At 39.5% G+C, this 23,473-nt stretch carries 18 protein-coding genes and 1 pseudogene; 8 read left to right on the top strand and 11 right to left on the bottom strand.

The window, feature by feature from the left end:
- The first annotated feature begins 154 nt into the window (after window positions 1–154).
- Together CEF16_RS14880 and CEF16_RS14875 are read left to right on the top strand one after the other, a co-directional pair.
- Entirely contained in the window at window positions 155–1,525 is a 1,371-nt protein-coding gene (locus CEF16_RS14880; RefSeq protein ID WP_091587430.1) for a sucrose-specific PTS transporter subunit IIBC, read from the top strand.
- 73 nt (window positions 1,526–1,598) lie between these two features.
- A complete protein-coding gene (locus CEF16_RS14875; RefSeq protein ID WP_091587428.1) occupies window positions 1,599–3,050 on the top strand; it encodes a glycoside hydrolase family 32 protein in 1,452 nt (483 codons plus the stop codon).
- Between the two features lie 637 nt (window positions 3,051–3,687).
- On the opposite strand, the gene CEF16_RS14870 is transcribed toward CEF16_RS14875, so the two are convergent.
- Window positions 3,688–4,101, bottom strand: coding sequence for a hypothetical protein (locus CEF16_RS14870; RefSeq protein ID WP_091587425.1), 414 nt, complete (start codon window positions 4,099–4,101; stop codon window positions 3,688–3,690).
- Window positions 4,102–4,569: 468 nt separating this feature from the next.
- Here CEF16_RS14870 and CEF16_RS14865 point away from each other — a divergent pair, with 468 nt between their 5' ends.
- Window positions 4,570–5,430: a hypothetical protein gene (locus tag CEF16_RS14865; protein ID WP_091587423.1), complete on the top strand. Its 861-nt coding sequence runs from the start codon at window positions 4,570–4,572 to the stop codon at window positions 5,428–5,430.
- 601 nt (window positions 5,431–6,031) lie between these two features.
- Window positions 6,032–8,800 (top strand): S-layer homology domain-containing protein, encoded by a 2,769-nt coding sequence (locus tag CEF16_RS14860; RefSeq protein WP_091587422.1) that lies wholly within the window; start codon window positions 6,032–6,034, stop codon window positions 8,798–8,800.
- Window positions 8,801–9,359: 559 nt separating this feature from the next.
- On the opposite strand, the gene CEF16_RS23840 is transcribed toward CEF16_RS14860, so the two are convergent.
- Window positions 9,360–9,500, bottom strand: a complete 141-nt coding sequence (locus tag CEF16_RS23840; RefSeq protein WP_170031975.1) for a hypothetical protein — start codon at window positions 9,498–9,500, stop codon at window positions 9,360–9,362.
- A 365-nt stretch (window positions 9,501–9,865) separates the two neighbouring features.
- Here CEF16_RS23840 and CEF16_RS14855 point away from each other — a divergent pair, with 365 nt between their 5' ends.
- Window positions 9,866–10,198, top strand: a complete 333-nt coding sequence (locus CEF16_RS14855; protein WP_091587420.1) for a DUF948 domain-containing protein — start codon at window positions 9,866–9,868, stop codon at window positions 10,196–10,198.
- A gap of 263 nt (window positions 10,199–10,461) precedes the next feature.
- On the opposite strand, the gene CEF16_RS14850 is transcribed toward CEF16_RS14855, so the two are convergent.
- The 6 genes from CEF16_RS14850 to CEF16_RS14825 all read right to left on the bottom strand — a co-directional run bounded on the left by CEF16_RS14850 (window position 10,462) and on the right by CEF16_RS14825 (window position 17,070).
- On the bottom strand, window positions 10,462–12,033 hold the full coding sequence (locus CEF16_RS14850; RefSeq protein WP_091587419.1) for a BCCT family transporter: 1,572 nt from the start codon (window positions 12,031–12,033) through the stop codon (window positions 10,462–10,464).
- Between the two features lie 72 nt (window positions 12,034–12,105).
- Window positions 12,106–13,188: a tartrate dehydrogenase gene (locus tag CEF16_RS14845; RefSeq protein ID WP_091587461.1), complete on the bottom strand. Its 1,083-nt coding sequence runs from the start codon at window positions 13,186–13,188 to the stop codon at window positions 12,106–12,108.
- Window positions 13,189–13,202: 14 nt separating this feature from the next.
- The gene (locus CEF16_RS14840) at window positions 13,203–14,654 is read right to left on the bottom strand and encodes an aldehyde dehydrogenase family protein (RefSeq protein ID WP_091587417.1); all 1,452 of its coding nucleotides are present in this window, start codon (window positions 14,652–14,654) and stop codon (window positions 13,203–13,205) included.
- On the bottom strand, window positions 14,647–15,732 hold the full coding sequence (locus CEF16_RS14835) for an aromatic ring-hydroxylating oxygenase subunit alpha (RefSeq protein WP_091587416.1): 1,086 nt from the start codon (window positions 15,730–15,732) through the stop codon (window positions 14,647–14,649). The genes CEF16_RS14840 and CEF16_RS14835 overlap by 8 nt, the downstream gene beginning before the upstream one ends.
- A gap of 35 nt (window positions 15,733–15,767) precedes the next feature.
- Complete coding sequence (locus tag CEF16_RS14830; protein ID WP_425427987.1) at window positions 15,768–16,019, bottom strand: ferredoxin; 252 nt, start codon at window positions 16,017–16,019, stop codon at window positions 15,768–15,770.
- A gap of 31 nt (window positions 16,020–16,050) precedes the next feature.
- On the bottom strand, window positions 16,051–17,070 hold the full coding sequence (locus CEF16_RS14825; RefSeq protein WP_139186004.1) for an NAD(P)/FAD-dependent oxidoreductase: 1,020 nt from the start codon (window positions 17,068–17,070) through the stop codon (window positions 16,051–16,053).
- A gap of 232 nt (window positions 17,071–17,302) precedes the next feature.
- Here CEF16_RS14825 and CEF16_RS14820 point away from each other — a divergent pair, with 232 nt between their 5' ends.
- The gene (locus CEF16_RS14820; protein ID WP_091587412.1) at window positions 17,303–18,676 is read left to right on the top strand and encodes a sigma-54 interaction domain-containing protein; all 1,374 of its coding nucleotides are present in this window, start codon (window positions 17,303–17,305) and stop codon (window positions 18,674–18,676) included.
- Between the two features lie 432 nt (window positions 18,677–19,108).
- Here the strand turns inward: CEF16_RS14820 and CEF16_RS14815 are convergent, their stop codons facing one another.
- Both CEF16_RS14815 and CEF16_RS25370 read right to left on the bottom strand, forming a co-directional pair.
- The gene (locus CEF16_RS14815) at window positions 19,109–19,546 is read right to left on the bottom strand and encodes an S-layer homology domain-containing protein (RefSeq protein ID WP_091587411.1); all 438 of its coding nucleotides are present in this window, start codon (window positions 19,544–19,546) and stop codon (window positions 19,109–19,111) included.
- An 18-nt stretch (window positions 19,547–19,564) separates the two neighbouring features.
- A pseudogene (locus CEF16_RS25370) lies at window positions 19,565–19,666 on the bottom strand (S-layer homology domain-containing protein); the annotation flags it as partial.
- Window positions 19,667–20,207: 541 nt separating this feature from the next.
- Between CEF16_RS25370 and CEF16_RS14805 the strand changes: the two are divergent.
- The gene (locus CEF16_RS14805) at window positions 20,208–21,233 is read left to right on the top strand and encodes a potassium channel family protein (protein WP_170031972.1); all 1,026 of its coding nucleotides are present in this window, start codon (window positions 20,208–20,210) and stop codon (window positions 21,231–21,233) included.
- Between the two features lie 108 nt (window positions 21,234–21,341).
- Window positions 21,342–22,391 (top strand): 2,3-butanediol dehydrogenase, encoded by a 1,050-nt coding sequence (locus CEF16_RS14800; protein WP_091587407.1) that lies wholly within the window; start codon window positions 21,342–21,344, stop codon window positions 22,389–22,391.
- 222 nt (window positions 22,392–22,613) lie between these two features.
- Here CEF16_RS14800 and CEF16_RS14795 read toward each other — a convergent pair whose 3' ends face one another.
- Entirely contained in the window at window positions 22,614–23,408 is a 795-nt protein-coding gene (locus CEF16_RS14795; protein WP_091587405.1) for a carbon-nitrogen family hydrolase, read from the bottom strand.
- Window positions 23,409–23,473 lie beyond the last annotated feature (65 nt).

Genomic DNA, 23,473 nt, shown 5'->3' with positions numbered 1-23,473 from the left:
ATAAAAATTCCATATTGGGGATTGTGACTGGAACGCAGGCAAGACCTGAAATATATAAGGCGGTATAGGTAATCGTCTCTCTTTGACTACCTATGCGGACTTTGTATATTTCAGGTCTTTTTTCTGTTCCAAAAAATGGCAGGAGGAGATTAAAATGAATCATCGTAAGGTTGCTGAACAATTAGTTCGGTTTTTAGGCGGTCAAAACAATGTGGTAAGCGCTGCCCATTGTGCTACTCGCCTTCGTTTAGTGTTGGAAGATGAAAGTCAAGTGGATACAAAGGCGATTGAAGAATTAGATGGAGTAAAAGGAGCTTTTTCGAGTTCTGGCCAGTATCAAATTATTTTCGGTACGGGAACAGTGAACAAGGTGTTTGCCGAATTTGCTCCGCTTGCAGGAATTTCTTTAGAAGAAGAAGCGAAAACGGAAACGCATGGTGATGCGGCCAAGCGAAAAATGAATCCATTCGCCCGTTTTGCCAGGACGCTTTCCAATATTTTTGTACCGATTATTCCGGCGATTGTTGCTGCTGGTATGTTAATGGGGCTGCTTGGATTAATGAATACGTATAACTGGGTCGATCCTGAAAGCGGTCTCTTCGTAATGCTCGACATGTTTTCATCTGCTTCCTTTATTATTTTGCCTATATTAATTGGCTACAGTTCAGCTAAAGAGTTTGGCGGGAATGTGTATTTAGGGGCAGTTATTGGCGGTATTATGACTCACCCCGAGCTGCTTAATCCGTGGGGATTGGCTGATGCGGAACCGTCAACTCTCGATTTTTTTGGGTTTGGCGTTGAGATGCTCGGTTATCAGGGAACGGTTATTCCGGTATTATTAACCGTTTATATTATGTCAAAGCTGGAGAAAATGCTCCGCAAAGTGGTGCCAAATGTCGTTGACTTGCTTTTAACTCCATTCCTGACGGTTATATTAACCGGTTTCGTGGCGCTGTTGGTCGTCGGCCCGGCTGGACGTGCGCTTGGTGAAGGAATTACATCTGTCTTAGATGTGGTGTACGGCACAGCCGGGCCAATTGCCGGTTTTATATTCGGAGGACTATATTCAACGATCGTTCTAACCGGTGTTCACCACAGTTTCCATGCTATTGAAGCTGAATTGTTGGCAAAAGCCGGCGGGAACTTTTTGCTGCCGATCTGGGCGATTGCAAACGTGGCCCAAGGCGGCGCGACACTTGCTGTATTTTTTAGAACGAAAAATAAAAAGACGAAAGAAATCGCTATTCCGGCAGCTGTTTCTGCGTTTCTTGGAATAACAGAACCGGCAATCTTTGGTGTTAATTTAAAACACCGCCGTCCTTTTATTGGAGCGGCTATTGGCGGTGCTCTTGGCGGATCTTATGTTGTGTTTACGCAAGTCATGGCCAATGGGATTGGGTTAACCGGTATTCCGATGTTTGCGATTGCTCAGGATCCATTAAACTATGGCATTGCTTTTGTAATAGGAGTGGCTGGTGCTTTTATTGCAACACTTTTACTCGGCTGGAAAGAAGAAACAAAATAACACATGGTTTTCTCCTTACTAGATTGATAGCTAGTAGGGAGATAACGATTTTTAAAAGGAGGGGGATAAATCAATGTCTAAAGATAAACAACTACGCTTGGAAGCTGATCAAAATACAGCCAAGCACAAATCGATTGTCGAACAAGATCCTTATCGGCTGCATTATCATATCATGCCGCCAGTCGGGCTGCTGAATGATCCGAATGGTTTTATCCAATGGAAGGGAACGTATCATTTATTTTATCAATGGATGCCCTTTAAAACAGGACATGGAGCAAAATTTTGGGGGCACTATTCTTCGCAGGATTTCGTTCATTGGAAGCATGAAGAGATTGCTCTTACCCCGTCCGAATGGTACGAGAAAAACGGCTGTTATTCTGGAAGCGCAATCGAACATGACGGAAAATTATATGTTTTTTATACGGGGAACGTAAAGGATGACAATGGCAATAGAGAATCCTATCAATGTCTTGCCATTTCTGAGGACGGTATTCATTTTGAGAAAAAAGGACCCGTGATCGAACGGCTAGAAGGGTATACTGCTCATTTTCGCGACCCAAAGGTTTGGGAACAGGATGGACAGTATTTCATGGTCATTGGTGCGCAAACGAAGGGGTTAAAAGGTGCGGTTGTCCTTTTTCAATCGGAAAATTTAGTAGATTGGACGCACGCTGGTATTTTAACTGGCGGCGGAGAAGGCATTTTAAAAGAGTTCGGTTATATGTTTGAATGTCCGGACCTTTTTTACCTGGATGGGAAAGATATATTAGTTTTTTCTCCTCAAGGGCTGGAGCCAGAAGGAATGAAATATCAAAATGTTTACCAAGCGGGTTACGTAACCGGAACCTTTGACCCAAGTTCAGGCACGTTCGAACACGGAGCCTTTCATGAGTTAGATCATGGTTTTGATTTTTATGCTCCCCAAACGACGAAGGATAAAAAAGGACGAAGAATACTGTTTGCCTGGATGAGTGTACCGGATCAAAATGAACAAGATCATCCAACCATTAAGCATCAATGGCTCCATAACATGACCATTCCTCGTGAATTAAAATGTATTGGCGGCAAATTGTATCAAGTCCCGGTCCGGGAGTTAGAGGGTTTGCGAGTCAACGAAGCGGTTGAACACCGTGTTGAATTGCAGCAGAAGAATCAGCAGTTCGAAGGTGTACGTGGGAAGGCTGTTGAACTATTGGCAGAAGATATTATTGTCTCAAAAGGATGGTTTGATATTAGCGTTGGAGAAGCTGCTAGAATGGTATATTCGAGCGAACAAAAGATTTTCACTCTTGAACGGCAAAGTTATGTAGATGGTGTCGTGGAAAAACGTCACTGCCGGCTCGATGATTTAAACAACCTGCATATCTTTGTTGATACTTCTTCTATTGAAGTTTTCATAAATGATGGGGAACACGTTTTTACTTCGCGTTTTTATCCTTCTCCCGACAATGAGAGCATTCAGTTTGGAGCCTCTGAAAAGAGCTGTTTTACGATCAAGAAGTGGGATTTGACTAGAATATTCTAAGTAGATTTTGAAGCGAAAGGCCCGGCTTTATTTATCAGTAAATTCAAGAGATAATGGAAAAAGAACCAGCGGAAAAATCGTCAGATAAGAACTATCCTTTTACAGGATGTTGACAAATACTAATGGACTTACCCCGCTAAAATCTTCTGCGGAGATTATTAGAGCTCAATTTGTGGTTATGTAACAAAAAACCTATTGGGAAAATGTAAATACTACCCAATAGGTTTTTTGCACGATAATAAACGTGAAGGGATTGGATGATTATTAGGTGATGATAATGACAGACCTTCTCATAGTACAGTAACTTGGCTTGCTATGCTATTTTAGTGCAGGTATTGGTGTTGGCCGGAACATAATTGTTCCCCTCAAGAAATTTGCCCTTTAATTAAATTTTTATGCTGGTTCCTTCTTTCTTCCCCACATTTTGTACAAACCAACAACTAACACCGCAAAGGCAAGCACTTGGATTGTTTTAGGAATTAAAGAAAGTAATAGTGAAAACTCTCCTGCGCTCATTCCTGTTGAAGTAGTTTTCCTCGATTGTAGCAGTCCAAATAAAAGTAAACCTAAGAATACAATCATAATGATAAAATTTAAAACATTTATTATAGTAATCACCCCGATTTCTATTCTTCACTTAATTATGATTCAGCTTTTCGTCTATAGAGCGAACAATTAATATGCCGGATAAAACAGCTAGTACCGCATGAACCTCTGAATAACTCAAGAAATGTATGAATACAGGAAAACTCCTCCCAAACCACAAAAACCAGTACACTTTCGGAATGAATACTACTATTGTTAATACTAGACTCCACACAAATGGCACCCAGCTTATTTTAAAAGAACGATTAACGAATAATTTCTTTATCCTCTTCCCCTCAATAATTACCCCTAAGATGAAGTACATAAATGTCATCAAAAACCAATAGAACAAAATATTACTGACATTGTAAAAGTCATTTGCCTGTTCATATGCAGAAATAACAACAGACATTAACATGAAGAGTGCATAAATTAAGACAATAATAAATACAGCGGGTTTACGCATGTCTCTTCCCCCTTAACATTAAACAAATTTATCAGAGTTCCTCTCTAAATAACCCTGTACTATATGACAAATAAATTTCTCCTCACAATTATTTCAAAATGAAAAAGGTAACTCAATACTTCATTCCATGAAAAAAAAGACGCTTTCCTTGTTTTGGATAAGCGCCTGTTGACTCGGCATTCAAGTAACGGGTGTTTTCTTCATACATTTATTTTAACATAAAAATCCATTTACCTTACGAATTGGGAACGGACTAATCATTTATTATTTATAAAGAGAAGAATGATAGTGCCGATAATAATAGAAGAGTTCTGAGAGGCCATTTGATTTAGCAGCACTCTTAGATTTTTCATTACTTTTTACCTAATATATCTATCTTTTGACATGTCGGTATATTATACTATATTATAGATAAATTTGGTGGAAAATGTGTAATTATGGTAAAAGGGCGGCGAGGAGGATAAAGTCATGATAGTCGGGGCAGCTTTACATCATGCAAACACTCATGGAACGAAAGTAATGATAAAAGATAATACGGCATCTGGAAAAGCAGATGCTTGGAAGGAAGCGATGGCGAGCGAAGCACGTGCGGTGAATCCGTTACATGATGTTAATAGCTCGAGAAATCAGTTGATTCAAGACGCTGTAAAAACGGAGGACTGGAGCGAGTATAACGAATATCAAGCCAAACAGCACCCTGCTTGGTACAACATGGAAAACGGTGAAGCGGTAAAAAATAAAGAATACTGGGCTGAATTGGCAGAGTCGAGAGCCCAAGCGTTGAAACAAGCGGAAGCGGAAAACGACCAAGAGGACATCAAAACATGGAAATCAGCGTTAGAATCTGCTGTCGATAGCCTTAAAAAAGCACCCGGGGAAATGCCTCATATTCCCGTATTCGCAAACGGCAGTAAACTAGCTGAGAAATATGACATAGAACCGGCGTCGCAAAGCTGGTTTGATTCTAAATATAACGATCCGTTAGTTTCTTCTCAAGGGAAGTTCTCAAACAATGCCTGGTACGATAATCCTTACTTTGAGGAGAATCCAGAATCTCTAGAGAAAACATTAGCAGCCATAGAAGAACATGGCTCTTCCGAACAAATAGAGAAAGCGAATGAAGTAAACAAAGAATTAATAGCTAGAATGGAAGAGGAAGAAGCGGAAGAGACAAATAACGTGAAAGCAGTGGAAACACAAGCAGGACAAACTGTTTCTATTCGTGACCTCCAAACAAATAATCATTTACAGCAAGCGTTGCAGGACGCCCTGGCAAGTGATGAGAAATTAGACGTGTCCGTGCAGGATTATTTGTTACAGAATTTATAAGTACATAGAACCGGTAAATAAGGATTTAATGGCGCAGGAACCAAAGAAGTATGGGTTCTGCGCTCTATTTTTTTAGAAGGTTCTTTCCTAAACTTCCAATACAGGACTTTCCATTAGGAGTAGAATCATATTTTTATAGAAATATATCCCATAAAAATATATAAGTAAAAAGATCTATGGAAATTTGTCGCATAAAAACATGAATATTATCGAGGATTATTTATCTTTTTAAAGAAAAATAGACATTAGTAGATGTTTTTGGCAAATTGAAAAAAATGGATAATACTTCTTTTACATGGTATTACGATATTATTATGGAAGAAAATAGAGAACAAAAACCTACAACTGAAGGGGAATTTTAGAGAGGGGAAATAAATCATTGGGACTGAAGGGTGATTTTCAGTTCTTTAATATTACCTTATTCTAGAAAAAGGAATTTAAGGAATGAATTCCTATCATCTTCCTACTATTTAGTAAAATAAACAATAATAGGAAGAATGGTCCTACCGAGGGATGAAAACTTATTTATTAATTTTTAGGTTTACATCTCGATGACCGCAGGAAAAGAAGTCATAGAATATTATTAGAGGAGGAATTATTGGTGTCTTATCAACCTAAGTCATATCGTAAGTTTTTAGCTGGTTCCGTATCTGCAGCTATGGTAGCAACGACATTCGGAGCAGTTAATCCAGTAAACGTACAAACAGCAGATGCTGCTGAAGCATTCCCGGATGTGGATAATGATTACTGGGCGTCTGGTTCCATTCAACGTCTTGCTGATCAAGGAGTTATCAGTGGGTATAAAGATGGTACATATCGTCCAGGTGAGGAAATTAATCGTGGACAAGTAGCTGCTATGCTTGTTGCGGCTTTTGACCTGGATGTAGATGAAAATGCAGAGCCGCCATTTGAAGATTTAAACCCAGAAAGTTACTTCACTCCTTATGCAGCAGCAGTAAAAGAAGCTGATTTGATTAAAGGCCGTGAAAATAACACACAATTTGCAGCAGGAATGGATCTTTCCCGTGAGCAAATGGCTACTATTCTAGTACGTGCGTTTGACCTCGAAGCTCGTGATGACGTGGATGCAGATGTAGGTGACATTGATAAAGCCCACGAAAGCCACCGCAGCAATATCGAAATTCTTGCACAATATGACATTACCAACACTGCTGATGGTAACTTCCGTCCAAAAGAAACAGTAACACGTGCGCAATTCGCCGCTTTCCTTGACCGTGCCATGCAAGTAGATAAAGAGGTAGATACAAGTGTTTCTAGTGTAACTGCAGTTGATAACACTACTGTTGAAGTAGGCTTTGACGGCGACGTAGAAGCAGCTGTTGCTGAAGACTTCACGTTTGACCCAGAGCTTGCTGTACTAGACGCAGAAGTTATTTCTCCATCTGACTCTGAAGAAAATCAAGATGCAGAAGGAAGCGTTGTTCGTCTTACAACGGAAGAGCAAACAGAAGATGAAGAATACACTCTTTCTTATCAAGGAGAAACAACTGGCCAAACATTCACTGGTGTAGCAGCAGAACCTGCAGTAGTGGTTGAAGATATTTCTGCAGTATCTACTACAAGCTTTGAAATTGATGTCGATGGCGAGCTTGATGAAGACTTGGACGAAGCTGCTGTAGAAGAGCTTCTCGACGTTGCTGTAGTAAACGGCGATGACGAAGAAACAGCACTTGACGTTACAGGTGTTGAAATCAGTGAAGATAGAGAAACAATTACAGTAGAACATGCTGACGATGATCTTGAAGGCACAGCAGGAACGCTTGTTGTTAATGAGTTCGAATATGACTTCGACTATGAAAGCATCGAAGTTGATTCTGTAGAAGCGACAACCACTTCTATTAGAAGTGAAGCAGATCAACAGTTAGAATTTACTGTAAACGGCTTCCGTAATCTATCTATTGATACGTTAGAAGAAGCTGGCTATGAAGTAGAATTCCTCTACAGTTCTGAAGATGATGTTTTTGATGAAGATGCAAGAGAACAAGGAATTATTGATGCTTCTGAATTAGAGGAGAGCTTCAGTTACGCAGTAGAAATTACGGATGAAGACGGCAATACAGTTACTTCTGAGGACGTAACAGTGGATGTAAACGACGCTGGTGAAGTAACAGAAGTTACAGAAGTTGGTCTATTCGACGGTGAAGATCGTTGGGAAAATGATTATGTAACATCTGCAAATCAAGGTAATGAGATTCAAGCAGTAGCAGGTCTTAACTTCTTTGGCGAAGAGATAAGTGAAGAAATCGGTGTAACTGTTGAATCCGTAACATCAAGCGATGCTTCTATAGCTTATTACGATAATGAAGACGGACTTCAAATAAATGGAGAAGGAGAAGTTACTCTTACCGTTCAATTTGAAGGAATCGAAGAACCAGTTGAACTTGATCTTGAAGTAGTAGCAGATCAAGAGCTTACTAGCATTGAAGAAGACGGAACAACAGAAAAATTTGCTATTGACAGCGAAGGCAATGTAAGTGGAGAGCTAGAAGCAACTCTTCTCGACCAATATGGTGAAAATTGGGAAGGGAACGATGATATCAGCGTTACTGTAACTGGAGAAAATGATTTTGAAGAAAAAGCAACTATTTCAGCAGATGCAGGAAACGTTTCTGTAGATTTTGATGACCTTGAAGGTGACGATGATAGTGATATCATTGATGAGCCTGGAGAATATTCCGTATCCTTTGAAGATGACAACGGCAATGCTTTAGGTACAGTTGATGTAGAATTTGTTGAACTTCAATTAGACGAAGTTGATAACTTCACATTAAGCGCTGACCCAGAATCTGTTGACCTTTATGAGGACGAGGATACAGACTTTGAAGTAACGATTGGTGCCATTTTCGATGAAATTGACTTAGAAGACGGAGATGTTGAAGAAGCACTTGCAGCACTTGAAGGAGATATCCAATTAAGCACAAGCGATGAAGAAGTTGTTTCCATTGACGGTGGTAGTGAGACAGAAGTAGATGCTGAAACATTAGACTTTACAGTAAGTGGCGAAAGTGAAGGAACAGCTACTATTACGCTTGAGCAAGAAGAGGGCGACTTTACTACAGCACTTGCTTCCGTAGAAGTGGAAGTGGAAAACAGCACTCCGCAAATCACTGATTTGACGCTAGCTGATGAGGAACAACCAGTAGAAGTAACGGAAGATACAAATGGTGAGTGGTCCGTAGTAGATCCAACTCAATTAGCTTCTTCTAATGTAGAGGAAATTAATAATGAAGACATGATTGCTAGCGTAGACTTCTCTGCAAATGATGAAGCAGCAATCATTACAATTACAGATGAATACGGCGGCGAAACATTTGTAGTAGACGCTGAAGACATTACTTCTTCCCAATAACGAAAACGATCCTTTATTGAGAATCTAGTAAAGGAAACCAAATACACTCGGTTCAGGTATATCCCTGATCCGAGTGTTATTTTTTATACTGATAGAAAGTACAGAAATTTTATTTACAAACAGTATAAGCAAAACTACGAAAATTACTATATGCCAACGCTGCCGCAGGACGTGCTTCCACATAACGTGTGCGTTTTTAGTAGATTCCTTTACCTAGGCAGTTTCTATTATATGGTGACAAGCTGAGTTTTTTACCTAGTGATCATTCACAAATGGGGAAGCATGAACAGACTGAGGAACAAACAATTAGAAACTGTTCCAATCATTTACATTGCCATAGTTATTCTATTACGCCCCTTTATGACAAAACACCTTCGAAACGAGACATATCCGGAGGTGTTCTTGATGTGATTACACTATGTATATGCATGGGAGAATATAAGTCATTCATTGTTCCATGCAGCCCCTCTTTTTGATCTCTACCTTTCGCTATATTATAGGTAGACCCCCTAGATGTGCTTCACATCTAGGGGGTACTATTGTTTAGAAGTGATTAAGCTTAACTAGAAGAACTGATAGTACCGAGAATTTCATTGATGCATTCGATGACGATTTGTTGTTGTTCTGGAGTACCAAGAAGTACAGCAACTAACAGAGCTAATAAAAATAGAAGCGCAATTACAACAGCAACTAAATTCATCTTAACCCCTCCTTTATTTGAAATAGAAGAGGCGCCTCTTACATTGTTAGAATACGTAAAAAAGCGTTGAATGCTTGGCCAAAAGCCTTTTCATAATGAAAAAAGGCTATTAATCTACTAGAATTATATAATACATAATATACCTTTGTACCCAATGCAGAACGGGTTGTGTGCAAAGATAAAAAAAGCTCTATCCGTCTTTTCTACTTCGGAGTATAGAACTAGATAGGGAAATATGGTTGTCGATATAAAATAGGTAGCCCTTTTTCTGATAAAGCAGGCACTTAAATAAGCATTCCACTGTTTTTTTCATAGTTATTGAATAGGGAATAAAAACTAGGACCCAGAAAAAGAGGTGAATTTATTTGAGTAATCAAAAAAATGATAAGGATAAACAGGAAGAGAAATCTACAGAGGAGAATACTTTAGATTTAAACGGTATATGGAAAGCTGCTTCGTCCTTGATTAAGGATGACACTTTTGCAAATGCCATTTCAGGTATGAAAGATAAGGACACGAATTTAGTTGAGGTATTTAAACAGTATACTGAAAATTCTTCTCACAAATTTGATGAATTAAGAGAACAATTAGACAATGTAAAGAAAGAATTAACGGAACAATTAAGTAATACAAATAAGGAATTAGAACAATTGAATAAAAAGATAGAGGCCATTAAAAGTAATAACGAGGGTTCTTAATACTGCTCTTACTAAGCACGAAAAGAGAAAAAATGGATAAAAAAACGAGAGGCGAATATATTCAAGTATGGATAAGTGCTCATCAGGTAGAATAAATGATGAGCACTATTTTTTGCATTTCTATTAATAATAAATAATAGTTTTTAGTTTAGAATTCACTAAAAGTTAACTTGAAAAAAGCTCAATGAATTCTTATTTTTCAAGTTAATTTTTGAAATTCCAATACGCTCATGAAAATCAGTATGACGGAAAATGAAGTCAGTCTAGGCTTTTTTGCTTTTTTTCATTTTTCTTGGGAGGTCTTCTTTTACATTAGCTGTTTGACTTCTAGTTTCATTTGTTTCCTGATGGCTAATAATGACGGTATCCTGTTGTAATCCTTTATAGGTAGAGCGGCACATAACAAGCATTAAGATAGATAAGGGGATGGATGTAACGACTAGAGCAGACTGTAAACCGGAAAGTCCGCCTGTTATAACTAATACAATGGTAATGGCAGCTATAACTATTCCCCAGACGATTTTTGTCAGTGAGGAAGGATTAGGATTGCCATTTTCACTAACCATGCCTAACACAAAAACAGCTGAATTTGCTGAAGTAATAAAGAATATGAGTACTAGCACCATAGCTAGCACACTGAGAAAAATACTTAGTGGAAAGTAGTCAAAAAAGTTAAATAGAGCAAAGGTGACATCCGTTGATACAGATTGTGCCAGTGCTGTTTTTCCAGCGTTTTGAATGAGATGGATGGCAGAGGTTCCCATAACAGCGAACCAAAAGAAAGATCCTAATGATGGAATAAAGACAGCTCCTATCATAAATTCCTTTATTGTTCTCCCTTTTGATATTCTAGCAACGAAGCTCCCAACGAGAGGAGCCCAGGCAATCCACCAGCCAAAATAAAATAAAGTCCAGCTGGCGATCCAAGAGCCGTCTCCGTATGGCTCGGTACGAAAGGACATTCCAATAAAGTTTTGTGCATAGTCTCCAATACCCTGGAAAAAGCTTTTGAATATCACTTGTGTCGGTCCGAGGATTAAAACAAATCCTATTAAAGCGAATGCTAAAATCATGTTTAGATTGGATAGGTGCTTCATAGCCCCTTTTAAACCTGATATGGTTGCTATTATAAAAATAGCAGTTATACAAACTATAATAATAGATTGAGTGTATACGTTCACAGGGAAATCCCATAAGAAATTAACTCCACTATTTATTTGCAGTGTACCAAAACCTAGTGACGTAGATATTCCAATAACAATAGAAAGTACGACAAAGACATCAATGATTTTGCCGGGAGCCCGGTAAATTTTGTTGCCAAGAAGGGGATAGAAAACAGATCTTAATGAAGAAGGGAGTTTTTTTCTGAATTGAAAGTAAGCAAGAGACACTCCCACTAATGCATAGCAGGCCCAGGCAGACACTCCCCAGTGTAAAAACACATATTGCATTGCCAGCTTAGCTGACTCCTCTGACGAACTGCTGCCAAAGGGAGGATCCACGTAGTAGGAAACAGGTTCTGCCACTCCCCAGAATACTAGACTGATCCCAATAGAAGCACTAAATAACATGCCAATCCATGTTGCTGTTCTATATTCCGGGCGGTCCGTGTCATCTCCTAATCGGATGCTGCCAAACTTAGAGATCCCAAGATACATACAAAAAGCAAAGAAAATGAAGACACTTCCGAGAATAAACCAACCTAAATTATTGTAAATAAACTCCAGAGAATATGTTGAAAACGCTTCCATATGTTTCGGCATGAATATACCGGTGCTGATAAATAACAAGCTAAGAACTAAAGAAATGTAAAAAACAGCTTTGTTACTGTTCATGCAATCTCTCCTTTAATGATGCGATATTCCGCCCAGCAGGAAGAGGTCATTCGTCCTGCCAGGCTTTGTTTATTAATAAGAGTGAGAAATCATACGTTCCATGATAGACACTATTCGGTCTCCGACTTCGGAAGTCGAGGAGGTTCCATTCATGTCTGGAGTTAATATTTGTCCTTCTAACAAGAGCGTTTCGATCGCATCAATGGCAGCTTGGGCATACTTCTTGTAACCGAAAAAGTCGAGCATTTGACTAGCTGACCAAATCGAAGCCAGCGGATTGCTGATATCTTTGCCTGCAATATCGGGTGCTGAGCCGTGAACAGGCTCAAACATTGAAGGATACTTTCTTTCAGGATTAATGTTTGCTCCTGCAGCCAGGCCAATACCGCCGGCAATAGCTGCCCCTAAGTCAGTAAGAATGTCTCCGAATAAATTAGACGTAACGACCACTTCAAAACGCTTAGGATCTTTAACCATAAGCATAGCTGCTGCATCTACAAGCAGGGAGGATGTCTCAACTTCCGGGTATTCGGATTTTACTTCTTCAAAGATTTCATCCCAAAAAACCATGGAATAGTTTAATGCGTTAGCTTTTGATATACTAGTTAGCGATCTTCCTTCTTTTTTGGCCGTTTCGAATGCCATTCGAATGATTCGTTCCGTACCTTTACGAGAAAATACACTGTTTTGCAGGACGACTTCATGACTTTTTCCTTTATAAAGCCAGTTACCTTCTCCTGCATATTCACCTTCGCTATTTTCACGGATAAAGAGCATATCTATATTCTCATTAGCTATAGAAATCAGGGGCGAGGGTGCCCCTTTTAATAACTTTACAGGTCGAAGATTTACGTATTGATCAAAGTTTTTGCGAATGTTGAGCAATAGATCCCGCAAAGAGATATGGTCGGGTACACCAGGGAATCCTATTGCTCCGAGATAGATTGCATCAAATTCCTGCAACTGTTGAATGGCGTCAGGGTCCATCATCTTCCCATTTTTGAGGTAGAACTCACACCCCCACGGAAAATACGTAAAGCTAAATTGAAAGCTTGTATCCATTTCAGCTGCTTTATTTAGCACTTTGATACCTTCATCAATTACTTCAGGGCCGATGCCGTCTCCTGGAATGACTGCTATATTAAATTTTTTCACTCGTTTTCCCTCGCTTAACGTTGGTTCCACACCACTAATTTCATTTCTGTCATTTCCTCTACTGCATATCTAATTCCCTCACGTCCTGTGCCGCTTTCTTTTAATCCGCCGTAAGGCATGTGATCAACCCGATACGTAGGGACATCATTAATAATGACACCGCCAACCTGTAATTCCCGTGACGCCGTGGCTGCGTTTTCAAGACTGCTGCTGTATATTCCTGCTTGCAGGCCATAACGAGAATCATTTACTAATTTAATAGCCTCTGAAACCGTCTTTACTTTATTTACAACAACGACGGGGCCAAATACTTCTTGGCAGGATACTTTTAAATCCGAACTGGCTTCTGTAATAATAGTAGGTTCGAGGATTCCGTCTTGGAGACTGCCCCCTGTTAATACCACAGCCCCTTTGCTTTCTGCTTCCTTAATCCATTTCAGAACGCGATCTGTTTCTTTTTTACTAATGAGAGAAGACACATACGTCTTTGCATCAAGAGGATCACCGACATGTAATTTCTTGGCTGCTTCAGTAAATGTATTAATGAAAGTGTCATAGCTATCTTCGTGTACATAAATGCGCTGAAGAGAAATGCACACCTGACCTTGGTTTGAAAAACTACCCATGATACAACGATCTATTAACGTATCTATATCGATGTCTTTATCAACAATTAATGCAGAATTAGAACCAAGCTCCAAGGTAGTCTTTTTTAGACCTGCTTTATTACGGATACCAATTCCGACACTTGGGCTGCCAGTGAAAGTAACCATGCTGACTCTTTCATCTTTTACAATAGTTTCCCCTACGGCGCTTCCCGGTCCTGTTACTATATTTAAAACGCCTTCAGGGAGTCCAGCTTCTTTAAAAATCTCACCAATAAAAAGAGCTGAAAGCGGCGTTTGCGAAGCTGGTTTTAACACAATCGGATTTCCGGCTGCAATAGCAGGGCCGACTTTATGGGCGACCAGGTTCAGAGGGAAATTAAAGGGCGTTATTGCTCCGATGACTCCAAGAGGTTCTCTCACGGTGTAACCAAAGCGTCCAATTCCTCCTTCTGCCGCGTCCATAGGAAGTGTTTCACCATAAACTCTTTTTGCCTCTTCTGCTGAAAACTTGTAAGTTTCAATGGTTCTAGCAACTTCTGCTTTAGCAAATTTGATGGGCTTTGCAGATTCTAGAGAAATAATCTCAGCTGCTTCTAGAGATCTTTCTTTTAAAAGAGTTACTGCATTTTCAAGAATCTCTGCGCGCTGATAGGCTGGCATTTTTCCGATAATGTCTTGAGCATTGTAAGCTGCTGTGACAGCCTCTTTCGTCTGTTCTTCATCTCCCATTGCTACTTGAGCAATCTCCTCCCCTGAGTATGGGGAAAATAGAGGGGAATAGCTGTTAGTTTCAACCTTTTGTCCATTGATCCATAAATATTTTTTTGCTGTCTGTGTTTGTTTCATCAATTTACTCATTTAATGCCTCCATTACCATTTCATGAAATTGCATGATCGCTTTTTCGGAAGGGGAATATATCCCTTGATTAAAAGCACGTGAAGCAAAACCAACTTGTTCCATTTCTACAAGCTCAATATCTTCCTGTCGGACTTGTTCGGCAAATTCCATTAAATCTTTCTCTTCTTTTGATAAATTTTCATCTTTGAAATAGTAGGTGTAAACAGCTAAACATGTTTCGTGATCTTGTGGAATCATTTGAATAGTTGCCATATTCCCAGGGCCCGGGTAAATGGTTAACATGAGGTTTGGCCACAGCCAGTAAAATGTACCGCCTTGCATTTCAGCATTGTTTAAATCTACCTCACCGTATTTTTTATCAGGTTTGACGATTGACCCTTGAATGGAATAATTGTCACAGGTGATGATTTGATAATCTTCCATGTCTAGTGTGTTGACGAAACTTGGATGGGCGACGTGACAATGATCACACTCCAAATAATTGTCAATATACGCTTTCCAGTTCGCTTTAACGACCCGAACTTTCTGATGCGTTCTCTTCAAGCTGCTTAAAAAGGAAAACTCGCTTAACTTTTCGAAAAAGTCACCATATGATTCACTTAAAGATTTTGCATTATCATCCAAATTTACAAATATTAAAGACTCTAAGACTTCTAAACGAATAGAGCGGAGGCATGCATCTTGAACACATGCAGAATCCTCACCTGAAAAATTAGGGGCCTTGTTCAGCTGGCCGTCAAGTTTAAACGTCCATCCATGGTAGCTGCATTGCAGTATTTTTTTATCTCCTGACTCTTTTTTCTCTAGCTGGGTAGCCCTGTGGGGGCATACATTATAAAATGCACGTATTACATCATCCTTCCCGCGAACGACAAGGATTGGTTCACCAGCTACTTCCGTAGTGAAAAAGGAACCTTGTTTTTCCAATTGACTGACATGACCAACGAGCTGCCAGGTTTTTGAAAATATGAGCTCTGTTTCTTTTTCTAATACTTTAGGATCTGTATATTTGTCATAAGTCAACACTCTTTCAAATGTACGATTCGATGCATTTTTTACACTGTTGTAAGTTGCCATTTTTATTTCCTCCTTTTATAAAGAAACGGATTTTTTTATTTTGCCATGCAGCGGCTTATAAAAGGTCGTTCCGCAGTTTTAATAGATCCGGTAGGACATTCTTCGGCGGCCTCATCTACATCATCTTCAAACTCTGTTGGTATTGGTATCACCCCTTCGTTCTCATCTAAAATAGAATAGGAGAATCCACTTTCATCGTAATCGAATATGTCAGGTGCAATTTCACCGCAAATCCCACAGGCAATGCATGTAGCTTTATCTACTTTTGTATATTTTTCCACTCCCATTACTCCTCCTTTTATTAGATAGTGTCAGCCTCTACACAGGTGAACCGCTTTTTTCTTTATTCCCCATGACCGTGGTGCTGTGTAAAGGCTGCACCTTTGCATCCGGATTAATATAGACTTTTGCATTGCTGACAGCTATTGGTGCCTCGCCGAAACCGGTAGCAATTAACTTTACTTTTCCGTCATACGTACATATATCTCCAACAGCATAGATACCATCAACATTCGTTTCCATTTTTGAATTCACAACGATAGAGTTTTTACTAATATCAAGCCCCCAGTTTTTAATATGGCCAAGAGAAGAGATGAAACCATAATTCACCAGCATCTCATCGACCTCAATGGAACGAGATTCTTCCCCTTTTACTTTTGAGACGATTAGCTTCTCAATTTTTTTGTCTCCTACAAGTTCGGTTGGGACATAAGATGTTAAAATTTCTACGTTTGATCTTTGAAGCTTTTCTATACTGTGTTCATGGGCTCGGAATTTATCTCGACGATGGATCAGTGTGACTTTTTTTGCTATCGGCTCCATCATCAGGGCCCAATCTACGGCGGAATCTCCACCGCCCAATACTGTAATTTTTTTGTCAGTAAAATGGTCTAAATTTTTGACAGAATAATGGAGGTTTGAATTCTCGTAGCCGTCTGCTCCTTTAATATTGAGTTTCCGCGGCTGAAAAGCCCCATTTCCAGCGGTAATAATAATCGTTTTTGTATAATGAGTTTGCTTGTTTGTTGTTAATGCAAATACATCATTTTTCATACTGACAATATCTTCTACTGATTCATTAAGGCAGACAGCAGTCTTAAATTGCTGCATTTGGTCTGTTAGGTTATTAATAAGTTCTTGTGCTTTTACCTTTGGAAAACCGGCAACATCATAAATATATTTATCGGGGTATAACGCAGTCAGCTGTCCCCCTAATTGGGGGAGACTTTCGATAACCTTTACAGATGTCTGGCGCATGCCTGCATAAAAGGCTGTGAATAAGCCGGCCGGACCACCGCCAATGATTGTAATATCAAATACTTCGGACTCATTTTCCAAGTTTAACCCTCCAAGCTGTAATAAAATGGTTGCCAATGCAGAAAACATCGGACAAAATAGATATTAATAATTTGCAATATTACTAATTGCAAAAAGGATGCCAAAATTAACAAGGCAACAAACCAAGCATTACAGTTACTGAGTATTTATTTTTGAGTTATAAATGACTCAAATTTGGCAAGAAGGGTAGTTTAAAATAACTCATGTTTTTGAGAGGGGGTTCGCCAATTAAATGGGAGCAATTAGCAGTAAAGAATTAACACTGCCGAACTTGTTAAAGATTCTTGACTATTCTTCAGATGAAATTTTTGTGCTCGATAGTAAAAAGAGAATTGTATACGTTAACAAGGTTTGTGAAAAACATTATGGACTTGAACAGAAAAAGGTAATGGGGAAGTTTAACAGTGAGTTATATGAGAAAGGGTATTGGGAGCCATCGATAGTCCCCGAAGTATATGCTAGTAAGAAACCTTGTTATATCAAGCAGCAAACGTATATAGGAGCAGAGCTATTAACACGTGCTACTCCAATACTGAATGAGAAAAATGAAATTGAACTAGTAGTTATTATTGCAACGGAGTGGCAATCTTTTAAAATGGTTCATGCTAAAAATTTAGCTGGCAACGAGGACCTGTCCCAAAAGAAGCTCGCAAAGACTCAAATTATTACCAACAGTAAAGAAATGAATAAAATACTAAAGTTTTGTCATAAAATCGCTTCTAAAGACTCGACTGTATTAATACTAGGTCAATCTGGTACTGGAAAAGGTTTGGTGGCAAAGCACATCCACGATAATAGCAAACGAAAAAATGAGCCTATGTTAACGATCAATTGTGCAGCTATCCCTGAAGAGCTGTTAGAATCTGAACTATTTGGTTATGAAAGCGGGGCCTTTTCTGGTGCGAACAAATCAGGAAAGATAGGTTTATTTGAGGCTGCGAATAGAGGAACTATTTTTCTTGACGAGATTGGTGAAATGTCTCTATCTCTTCAGGCAAAACTATTACAGGTTATCCAAGATAAAGAGTATATTCCGGTTGGAAGTAATGAAATAAAAAAAGTTGATATCCGTATAATTGCAGCAACCAATCAAAACCTGCAGGAATTAGTAGAGAAAAAACAATTTAGAGAAGATCTTTATTACCGTTTAAATGTTATAGATATAGAATTACCGCCATTACGATCCAGAAAGGAAGATATCATCCCATTAACGTATCACTTTTTGTATAAATTCAACAAAAAATACAACGAGAACAAAGTAATATCTGATAACTGTTTAAATGCACTTATCCATTATTCTTGGCCTGGTAACATACGGCAGCTTGAAAATTTAATTGAACGCTTAGTGGTAGTCAGCGATGAAGTTATCGAGATATCTGATTTACCCCAATCGGTAGCCGATCAAGTTGAAGAAATTGCGCAACTTACATCGCACCCGGTCTCACTTGATAACGTTTTAAATGAGACAACACGTTTTTTAATTAGAAGATCTTATAAAACAAATAAATCCTCCAGAAAAGTCGCAAATGACCTTAATATCAGTCAGACGAAAGCATCGAAGCTAATTAGGGAGCACTGCGGGGATTTAATCGATGAAAAACAATAACAAGTACTATTTGCAGCACCCTGCCAGCAGGATAAGCTGGCAGGGTGCTGATCAGTACACATAGATGGGATCAATAAAGTTGAGCTAAATGTGTATTGTAAGTAGGTGATCCAGTGGACCAATACAGCAATGGCGTTTTTATAATTATACAATCCGATTAGGATTTGTTTGAAATATAATCTTTGGTGCTGTATTCATTTCAAAACATTTTATATATAAATTCTAACTTTTAAACATCGTATGTTGTATTTAATGCTGTTGCATAATTGTAGAATCATACCTTCACTTGTTGTACATATTTAAGGGTCAACTAGACCTATTTCTCCACACGCTGCTTTCAAAATATAGTCTATAAAAAAGGTCAACCAGAATTATTAACTGGCTGACCTAATAATAAATCTACTTGATAAATGTTTATCCTTCTAGGATATCTTAATCTATAATAATATCATCAATCTCCAGGCCGCCGCCTGTTGGCTGTTCTTCCAAGTAATCTAGTGTCCGATTGATAAAAACAGCCATTTGTCCGCGGTTAATGGAATCATTTGGACTGTATGTTTTGTCAGACGTTCCTGTTGTAATGCCGGCAGCTACAAGGGTATTTATATAATCAGCAGCCCAGTGATCGGTGCCGACGTCGTCAAACGTTTTGTTGCTGCTGCCGTCTAACTCGAAAGCAAGTACCACAATTTTTGCCATTTGAGCGCGGGTTAATGGATTTTGAGGGTGGAAATGATCGGACTTTGCAAATATTCCTTCATTGGTAAGTGTATGAATATAGTCTGAGCCGCTTGTTTCGGCACTTACATCTAAGAAATGATGTTCGTTTTGTTGTTGTACGTCTGCTTCTAACGTTCTCCCAATAATCATAGCGCTTTGGGCTCTTGTTAAGGATTGGTTCGGTCGGTATGTATCGTCGGAGTAACCATTAATAATTTCTTGTTCAGTCAGATTTGAAATGTCCTCATAACCCCAAAAGTCTTCCGAAATATCTTTAAATGAATTGGCCGCATGCGCCTGAGGACCTAATCCTCCTATGCTTACAAATGCCGCTAATGCCAGGGCGGTGAGCTTTTTTTTTCATCGTGGCCTGCCTTCCTCCTTTTGTCTGTAGGTCTTTCGTAAGTATATTACAGCGCAGGGAAACTAGCAATAGACATGACAACAATTTCCTTTGATTATATAAGAAAGGATAACGCTGCAAAAATAGGGATGCTAACGTTTTAATTTATATTTCATAAATTATTATATGATATTTTATACCTAAAAGTGGTATAAAAGATGAGTTAGGTTTTTAGTTCTTGTTACCCACGAGACTATACCTAAAAAAGAAGCGGGAGGCAGGAAACGCCGAATCCCTTTCTCAAATGGCAGAGAAATTAAACGATTTAATAAAGAAATTTAAACTGTAACATGTAACATCCAAGCAAATTCAGCTTGGGTCTTTCTTTAGCTGCAGTCGAATATTCCCTTCAATCCTGTTATGATAAATTTTAGCTTGTCTAAAGAGTTATGCAAATGGGGGTCAAGAATGGTTATTTTTCAAAGGTTATTTTACAAGTTAATCTCTGTCAGCAATAGATTGGTTTTTTTAACCTCTCTTTTTCTTATCGGCATCAGCTCGATCCTTATTTACGTATTGGAACCAGATACTTTCGAAAATCCTTTTAACGGATTTTGGTGGGTGATGACGACGGTGACGACCGTAGGATATGGAGATTTTTCTCCAGTGAGCGCTGCTGGGAAAATTTTAGCGATGGGGCTCTACATCTTTGGAATCGGTCTTATTTCTATCGTCATCAGTAAAGTAGTCGATCAAATCTTTCTCTTTCAACGAAGAAAGGAGCAGGGGAAAATGGATTTTACCGGAGCGAACCATTTTGTCATTATTGATTGGAGTACCAATGCGAAATTAGCCATCCAGGAAATTTTACATAGTGATCCCGAAGTACAAATTGTATTAATTGATCAGCTCGATACAACACCGCTTTCTCATGAACGGGTTCATTATGTGCAAGGAAATCCTATTCAACAGTCCACGCTTGAACAAGCAAACCTAAAAGAAGCAAAAGCGGTATTTGTTTTTGCAAACGAAGTCACCGACTTTGGCAATTTTATTCAAGATGCCTCCTATGTTGATGGGAAAACGCTGTTAATCGCCACTACGATTGAACGGTATTATGAGGAGATTTATACAATCGTGGAAGTGAAAGACCGCAGCAATGTGGAGAATTTTGTTCATGTCGACATCGATGAATTTATTTTAAGTACAGATACGATCTCTCAGATGGCTGTACGTTCCGCGTTTCACCCCGGCAGTTCACGGATTGTATCACAGCTTCTATCCAAGCAGCACGGAGATGACCTCTATGAAATAAAGAAGCGCCCGCATTGGAGTACGTATCGTGATGCTTTTAATGAATTGCTGAAGGAAGGAGCAACGCTTGTGTCAAACGGGGAGAAGTTAAATATTAATCGACAGCTGGACCGTGAAATTCCTGATGATGCACGCTTGTTTGTTATTTGTGATGAAGAAACGTATAAGCGGGTGAAGTAAAGGGTGATGAAGGTCACATACGGTGTATTATTTTTCCTTTAAAGAAGGGTTTTGGTCTACAAAAAAAGAATAAGGAATCGATCCTAACCTTTCAAGGAGGCGTGACCTATGAAAGCAGCTGTTTGGCATGGTGCAAAAGATTTGCGAGTAGAAGATGTCGAGGAGCCCGTGGTTTCTAATCATGAAGTGAAAGTAAAGGTGAAATGGTGCGGTATTTGCGGAAGTGATTTGCATGAATACTTAGCAGGCCCGATTTTCATTCCGGCAGAAGAACCCCATCCGATTAGCAAAGACCAGGCTCCAATAATAATGGGGCACGAGTTTGCTGGGGAAGTTGTGGAAGCAGGAGAAGGGGTCTCCAAGGTAAATGTGGGAGACCGGGTGGCAATTGAACCGATTTTAGCACCCCATGCGAATGGGAGGTATGAAGATGAAAAATACAATCTTTCTGACTCTCTAGGTTTCCACGGCTTATCCGGCGGCGGAGGCGGTTTTTCGGAATATACCGTTGTTGGCGAGCATATGGTTCATCAACTGCCGGAGGAATTATCCTATGAACAAGGCGCGCTCGTGGAACCAGCAGCTGTAGCTTTGCATGCGGTTCGTCAAAGCTCGTTAAAAGCAGGAGATTCAGCTGCTGTTTTTGGTGCTGGTCCGATTGGATTGCTCGTGATTGAAGCTTTAAAAGCTGCCGGGGCATCTACCATTTATGCCGTCGAAGTTTCTGCTTCAAGAAAAAAGCTGGCAGAAGAGCTCGGTGCGTACGTTATTGACCCAACTGATGCAGATCCTGTTGAGGAAATCAAACGTTTAACGAACGGCGGTATTGATGTCTCCTATGAAGTAACTGGTATTCCCGATGTACTAAATCAATGCATTAACAGTACTCATAATGGCGGAGAGTCTGTTATCGTGAGCATATGGGAATCCGAAGCTTCCATACAGCCGAATGATCTTGTCATTAAAGAAAAAACGGTGAAAGGAATCATCGCTTACCGCCATGTTTATCCAGCCGTCATGGAATTAATGAAACAAGGGTACTTTAACGGCGATAAATTAATCACAAACAAAATCAAGCTCGACCAGGTTGTTGAGGAAGGGTTTGAACAATTGACGGAAGATAAAAGCCAAATCAAAATATTAGTTAAACCGGAGTAAGCATGAAAAAGCCGAATGGATCTGTATTACTGGTCCATTCGGCTTTTTTCTACTTTTGGAAGGTTTAAATTTTCTAAATAGAGGTTATTCAGCGGTGAGGTCGAGTGATACAGCGCTTCAGTCCAGCGTTTTGCTAAAAGGAAAACAAATAGGGAGCTGTTTCTTGCAAAGGTTCAGCGGTGCGGTCGTTATATTCAGCACTTCGAATGAAAACGGTCCTGTTTAATAGTAATTGTAATATTGCGGCACACGGCTCTCAAAAACTGGGACTTTTTTGCGGACTTCTTCCACTTGTTCGGGATGAATCTCGGCGCGAACCGTTTCTTCCTTGTTTTGGCTTCCTTCGGCGAGCACATTTCCCCACGGATCAATCGTCATTGATTTTCCAGCAAACTCCACTTCGTTGTATGTGCCGACACGATTACAGGAGACGATATACACTTGATTTTCAATCGCACGGGCGAGCTGTAAATACTTCCAATGGTCTGTCCGCGCTTGCGGCCATTCGGCTACAATAAATATGACTTGCGCTCCTTCTAGGGAAAGGGCGCGGAGAAGCTCGGGAAAGCGAAGGTCATAACAAATAATAATTCCCATTTTCAGCCCGTCGAGTTCAAAAACTTGGGCTTTGTTTTTCCCGCCTGTCAGGTACGTTGGTTCATCGAGCATAGGAACAAGATGAAGCTTGTCATAATGATAAATCAGTTCCCCTTTTTGATTGATAATAAGGGCGCGGTTAAACATGTCTTTTTCTTTTTGATAGGCGATTGAACCGCCGACAAGATGAACGTTGTGATCTGCGGCTAACTGCTGTAAAAAAGGGATGGTTTCACTGTTTTCATGATCTGCGATGTCTGGAAGCTCTGGCAGCGTATAAGCGGTTGTCCACATTTCAGGAAGCACAATCACATGCGGACGGTTTTTTTCGATTTCTTCCTTTACAAGCTTTTTTACCTTTTCCCGGTTTGCTGCAGGGTCCCCCGGAATAATATCCATCTGCAGTGAAGAAACAATCATTTATTTAACCTCTCCTTTTCCGTTTGGTTAACTCCTATCTTTATATTAATGAATAATGGTTTAAA

The organism is Alteribacillus bidgolensis (genome assembly GCF_002886255.1).
Taxonomy (GTDB): domain Bacteria; phylum Bacillota; class Bacilli; order Bacillales; family Marinococcaceae; genus Alteribacillus; species Alteribacillus bidgolensis.
The sequence above is the reverse complement of the archived record's forward strand: the minus strand, read 5'-3'. Positions and strand labels throughout refer to the sequence as shown.